This window comes from Litorivivens sp. (assembly GCF_057445395.1).
This window is the reverse complement of sequence record NZ_JBVBUV010000118.1, coordinates 1-6064: the sequence shown is the minus strand read 5'-3', so window position 1 is coordinate 6064 and position 6064 is coordinate 1. Positions and strand designations below refer to the sequence as shown.

The following is a 6064-nucleotide window of genomic DNA, read 5'->3' as shown; positions in this document are numbered from 1 at the left end:
CCCTCCGGAGGCAGAGGTCAGAGGTTCGAATCCTCTCGGGCGGGCCATCAACACCCGCATAACATCATGCAGTTGGGGCACTCTTTCTCCTCCCTCCATCATCCCGCGCACTCCCGCAATTGCCTACGCGAGCCAACCTTGGAACGTTTCAGTTTTACAATGCCATCCAAGGAAAGTTGATGGCAACTTCGCAAAACGCCCCGGCAGTTGAGTACAAGTTAATGCCCGCCGCAAGGGTTACCCAACGGAAAACAAGGCCTTCTCATCAATGGCAAAGGCCAAGCAGTGGGCGCACCTGGTTAAGTCAGAAATGGACAGGGGCATCTCCCTATCAACCTCTGACGCGAAAGCAATGACGCTGCAAGAGGCGTTCGATAAATACAGTGCCGAAGTCGCTCCTTTAAAAAAAATCGGTCGACAATGTCCGCTTGCTGCCAACTGAAATGGCTGGGCAAGCGCATTGGCTGTTTCTCGTCGTCAGAAGTCGGACTAACCGGCCTGTTTGCCCAAGAGATAGTTTTGGCTCATCGGCAACCGATGAGGAGACGGTGATGACCGACCAAAGATCGCCGATCAAACCGTTCGAGACATTCGCCGCAAGACCCGCAACAAATATTCTGCCGGAGACAAGAGCAGAGTTGTGTTGGAAGATCTTAGAGGCGAAGACAGCATTTCTAAACCCCGCCGCTGAAAAGTACGAGATCATCCGGCTGATGAAAGAATCCAACTTGCCAATCCGTAAAACGCGAGAGCGCTTGGAAGACCGCAAGTCAAAGCCACCCGCCGTGTGGAATCGGAAGAGCTGCCCCCAAGCAAACCGTACATGTTAGACATGGTTTATGGTGTCAGCATCAAATCGGAGATAGCAATGAGTCGAAATCCCGTCATGCGAATGATGCAACTCAGCGCTGACATCTTGTACCCCTCCGCTCTAGAGCTGAGGCACACCCACGATAGCAAGACTTCGGGGCTGTTCGACACTTTTCAGATAAATATGGATATTAATTTGGCTCCATAGGCGGTTATCACTTGCAATTTATGGATATATATGGGTATATATCCGGCTATGAGCCTAAACACAGATACACTCCAAATCACCCCAGAAATCTTGTCTCTGATCGCGGAGCTGGACGAATTTAAAGGGGCCTGGCGTGCTATTGGCACCCTCGCACCGGATCGTCTATCGGCCCTGCGTAGGGTGGCAACCATTGAGAGTATCGGCTCCTCCACCCGTATTGAAGGAAGCCGATTGTCCGATCAGGAGGTGGCTCTCCTGCTTAACAATATCGAGATCAAGAAGTTCGATACTCGCGATGAACAGGAGGTGGCAGGTTACGCAGATGTGATGAGCATGATTTTCAACAGCGCCGACCATATCGACCTCACTGAGAACCATATCCGCCAACTCCATGGCGAATTGCTCGCATACAGTCCTAAGGATGAGCGCCACCGGGGAAACTACAAGACTCACCCCAACAATATCAGCGCCTTCGATGCGGATGGCAAGGAAGTCGGCGTGGTTTTTGAAACGGCTTCGCCGTTTGATACACCCCGCCTGATGACGGAGATAGTAATGTGGACTCAGGGCGCGCTGGAAACTAAACGCCTGCACCCACTGCTCGTAATTGCTGTTTTCACCGTCGTTTTTCTCGAAATACACCCGTTTCAAGACGGTAACGGCCGGCTATCCCGAGTGCTCACTACCCTTTTGTTACTCCGCAGCGGCTACGCCTATGTACCCTACAGTTCTCTAGAGAGCGTGATCGAGCAGTCCAAAGAGGGCTACTATCTGGCATTACGTAATACCCAAGGAACAATCCGCACTGAATCACCAAACTGGCAGCCCTGGGTACAGTACTTTCTACGGGCGCTGAAAAAGCAAAAGCAGCGTTTAGAAGTCAAAATCGAGCGAGAGCATATCCTGCGGGCCAAGATGCCAGAGCTGTCGATCAAAATTCTGGAGTTTGCCGCAGAGCATGGCCAGCTCACCGTTAGCCAGCTGGTTGAACTGACCGGTGCTAACCGAAACACTATAAAGAAGCATCTGCAAAATCTAGTGGCTAATCAGCAACTGGCTCAGCATGGAAGGGGCAAGGGCACTTGGTACAGTCGCGCATAGTAGCCCGCGATATCGATGGGCTATTGGAGTTAGCTACCTTGCATGCAGCAAGAACTTGCTAGGTAAGCACTAAATGCCCACGCCTACAATCCGGAGGAGTTTTCGCTCGTCATTCTCGTGACCGTCAACACCCAGAAGCTAGAGGTTCGAATCCTCTCGGGCGGGCCATTTGCCCCCCCAAAAACCTTATTCCCAGATTTTAGCGCCAACTGTAGTCAGGCTCTTGTTGCAAGCTTCGCCTTGCACAGCGCCCGTGTATCAACGCTAGCGTTTTAGTTGCCGTGGGCTTACTCCAAAGCGCCGTTTGATTGCTGCTGTGAGACTGGAGGAATGCCCATAACCCACCTGTTCAGCAACTTCGGTAATAGAAATTGCGCCTTGTCGCAGCAGTTCCAGCGCCTTTTGAAGACGGAGCTCGCGCGCATATTCATGTATGGACAAACCATATGCGGTGCGAAAACCGGCGCACAGTTTGTTGCGGTTCAGGCCAACCTTGCGCGCCAGTACATTAATCGACGGTGGGGAAGCGTAGGACTTATCAATTATCAGGCGAGCTTCTGCCAACGCGCTTCGATCTCTGCTGGTCAGACGCACCTCAGCATCTGCGACCTGGTTTTCATCCGGGCGATTCAGTTCGGCTATCAGGTAGCAAAGTGCTTCACGGGCTTTTGCCTCCAAAAATTGGTCAAGCAATGCTCCACTAAATCGACACTTCATTATGTCCGTAGCTATGTTCACCATTTCAGACGACATCGCCACTTCGATAACTTCCAGTGAGTTCGTTTCACCCAACTCAAAGCTTCGCAGCGGTTCAGGCAACGCCGAAGGGTCAAATCCCCATGCATCTAGAAGCGTGCCACGCGAAATCACAAAACCGACAAAACGGTAATGCTCCATGGGGAGCACCGTCAATTCCATCTCCGTTGCTTTAGGCTGAGCCACCACAAGGCACGACGGCACTTCAGTAACAGAGTTACCACCTGATGAGTTACGACATGATACGCTGCCGCTCAAGCCCAGCCGGATTCGCAAGACATCACGCTCTGTGGTCGCGATAGACAGGTGCTCTTCAGAAGTAATGAACGCCGAGCGCATGACCGTTAAATGCGGCGACGTTAACGCGAACTCCATATAACCCCGATTTCCATCGGTGGCTAGCTCTCGCCGCAGTCCAAATGTGCTGAGCGTGTCGTACTGCCCCAGACGATCCGGCTCTTCGCCCTCTGACGATCGCGCAAGCGATTTCACCGCCTGCCAGATTAGCTCGGACTTTTTGTTCCCTGGTGGTTTCGAAGCACGACTCATCTCGTTATCTTAGTACAGCGTATGCACGCCCGCTATCGACCGCTGCTCGCCCTTGCGCGTGAGAAGAGGAGCAGCGCAAGACCATACTAGGCGACGCTGAGCCACTCCTGAATATGATTGTCCAGCACATCCATCGCCACGGCTCCGCAACCAATAAGTTGGTCGTGAAGTTCGCGCAGTGAGAAGTTATCTCCCAGCGTTGTCTCAGCACGCTCTCGCAGCTCTCGTATCTTAAGTTCGCCAATTTTATAAGACAGCGCCTGAGCAGGCAGACCGATATAGCGGTCCACTTCCGACTCAATGGTGGCTTCCGGCAAGCTGGTGCGATCACGGAGAAAGGTAATGGCCTGATCACGCGTCCACGACTTGTAGTGAATACCTGTATCGACAACGAGTCGACAAGCGCGCCACATTTCCATATCGAGATGGCCATAGGCGTCAAGCGGATCATCGTAGAGGCCCATATCATGGCCCAGACGCTCGCAGTATAAAGCCCACCCTTCTATATAGGATATATAATTCAAGGCTCCATAGCGTCTGAAAGCAGGCAGATGTTCCTGCTCCTGCAGCAAAGCAATGTGCATAAGGTGTCCGGGCCAAGCCTCATGCAATGCCAGCGGAATATGCATATACCGCGGCGCTTTTTCCGGCAGGCTGGTAATCCAGTGAATACCGGATGTTTTGCCGTTTGGCGGGTTGGGCTGCGCATACGCCGGCGGCAACCCGGGAGCAGCGGCTTCGGGAATGCTTTCCACACCATAAGTCATTCGCGGAAGACGACCAAAAAACTCCGGGATGCGCCGATTAATCCGCATCGACAACTGCTCAATTTGGGCTTTCAATGCTTCAGCCGATTCCGCAACGAGCGACTTGTCGTTCTTCAGGTGCTCCTGAAATGCCTTCAAATTACCGTCGAAACCAGCTTGTTTAATCACCTCTTCCATGGCGCCAGCAATGCGTTCCACCTCACTGATACCGAGTTGATGAATTTCATCAGGCGTTAAGTCTGAAGCAGTTTCCATTCGTATGCGGTGCTGATAGTAACGCTCGCCGTCAGGCTGATCACTTGCTGCGAGGGAATCCGTCGTTTGATTAGCAAACTCGTTGCGTACGAACTCCAACCACCGCTGCTGCGCTGGTTTAACTTTGTCTTGAATTACTTCCAGCGCATTAGCACGGACGTCTTCAAAGCGTTGCTCTGTTTTTGCGAGCAGCACCCGGATTTCCTCACAGGATTCTGCCGGTGCATTCACACGCGCCTCTGCATCTTTTGTAAGGGGGGCGATCAAGCAGTCAGGCAAGGTATAGCCTATTTTAAAACCTGCCCTATATCGTTCGATATGATCGTCAATAAAATTCGATACCTGCCCAAGGCGATCCACATATTCCAATCCATCCTGCACACTCAGTACGGAGGAATGCTGAAGCAAGTAAGCTGCAAGCATCGGCGGCGAAAAGGGATAAACCCCGGGGCGAAGATGCGCCGAGAGTTCGAAATCGGCAACGATATTGCCAAGCTCACGGGCCATCATCGCATGGTTTTGTACATCGCCTTTTTCCAGCAAGCTAACATCAACAGCGTTTACTTTCGCCAAAAGCGTTTTGGCACTTTCATAACGCGCGGTGTAGTCGCCCAGCGATTCTTTTGCCAACGTGCGTGCATGCCGGCTGTCACCAACTTGTTGTGCTATCTGTGGCGAGAAATCTAACACGTGCTCCCAATATTCAGAAAATAACGCTTCCAGGACTGTCGTTACGTCAGACATGATGCTCTCCAAATTATTTATATCAGTACGTGGTTAGCGGTCGATTTTTTTGTAGTATCGGCAGAATCTGCAGCGCCCGCTTTCAGAATCTCTTGCATGATTTCGCCGGCTCGCGTATAGCCCACAACATGCCCCTCACCCTCAAAAATAAAGGCTTTAGCGCCTTGAATTTCCTGACAGACTCGTTCGGCAATCGCTAAGGGAACATTGACATCTTCGGTGCCGTGCCACACTTGTACCGGCGCTCGAATGTCCGACAACGAGAAGCCCCATGGGCGGCCGAATATCTGCATTTCCTGCGCAGCACCTTGGGGGCCCTGGCGTACTGAGTCGAGAAATGCCTCCAAGGTCAATTCTGTTAACCACGGCGCGGACTCGCTGACCGCCCTATCCGCTTCCGGCGCTGCATCTAATTGCTTCTGAATCCATTTTTCGCGGCGCTTTGGATCGGCAAGGCTATTGGCCATGTTGCGCATGGCAAAGCGAAGCAGCCACGGCGCTTTTTGCACCAGCCAGAATAAGCGGCGGTTTAACGGTTTCATGCCCTTGCGAACCCATTCTTCATGGCCGGGGCCCATGCCAGATACATCCAGCGCAACGGTCAGGCGCTCTGGCATTCCCCAGGCAAGCGCCAGTACGTGCGGCCCACCACCGGACTCGCCCATTGCGGCAAACCGGTCAATTCCAAGATGATCGGCCAACGCAGTAATATCACGCGGCCAGTCTGTGAGTCGGCGCCCCGGCATAAAATCAGAATGTCCGTAGCCGGGCTTATCGCCGGAAATAAAACGGACGCCAGCTTGCTTCGCTGCTTCGTCGTAAAGAATACCCAATAGTCCAGAGGCTGGCGTGCCTGTGATATAAATGCAGGGTA

Annotated in this window: 4 protein-coding genes; 1 reads left to right on the top strand and 3 read right to left on the bottom strand. The window is 52.6% G+C overall.

What is annotated here, in order from left to right; genetic code table 11:
* Positions 1-1066: 1066 nt before the first annotated feature.
* Positions 1067-2119 (top strand): Fic family protein, encoded by a 1053-nt coding sequence (locus tag AC222A_RS18455; protein WP_486775413.1) that lies wholly within the window; start codon positions 1067-1069, stop codon positions 2117-2119.
* A gap of 264 nt (positions 2120-2383) precedes the next feature.
* On the opposite strand, the gene AC222A_RS18450 is transcribed toward AC222A_RS18455, so the two are convergent.
* From AC222A_RS18450 to AC222A_RS18440, 3 genes are all read right to left on the bottom strand, one after another.
* Complete coding sequence (locus AC222A_RS18450; RefSeq protein ID WP_486775412.1) at positions 2384-3424, bottom strand: AraC family transcriptional regulator; 1041 nt, start codon at positions 3422-3424, stop codon at positions 2384-2386.
* Between the two features lie 86 nt (positions 3425-3510).
* Positions 3511-5190: a DUF885 domain-containing protein gene (locus tag AC222A_RS18445; protein WP_486775411.1), complete on the bottom strand. Its 1680-nt coding sequence runs from the start codon at positions 5188-5190 to the stop codon at positions 3511-3513.
* A 17-nt stretch (positions 5191-5207) separates the two neighbouring features.
* A partial coding sequence (locus AC222A_RS18440) for an alpha/beta fold hydrolase (protein ID WP_486775410.1) occupies positions 5208-6064 on the bottom strand: 857 nt, incomplete at its 5' end.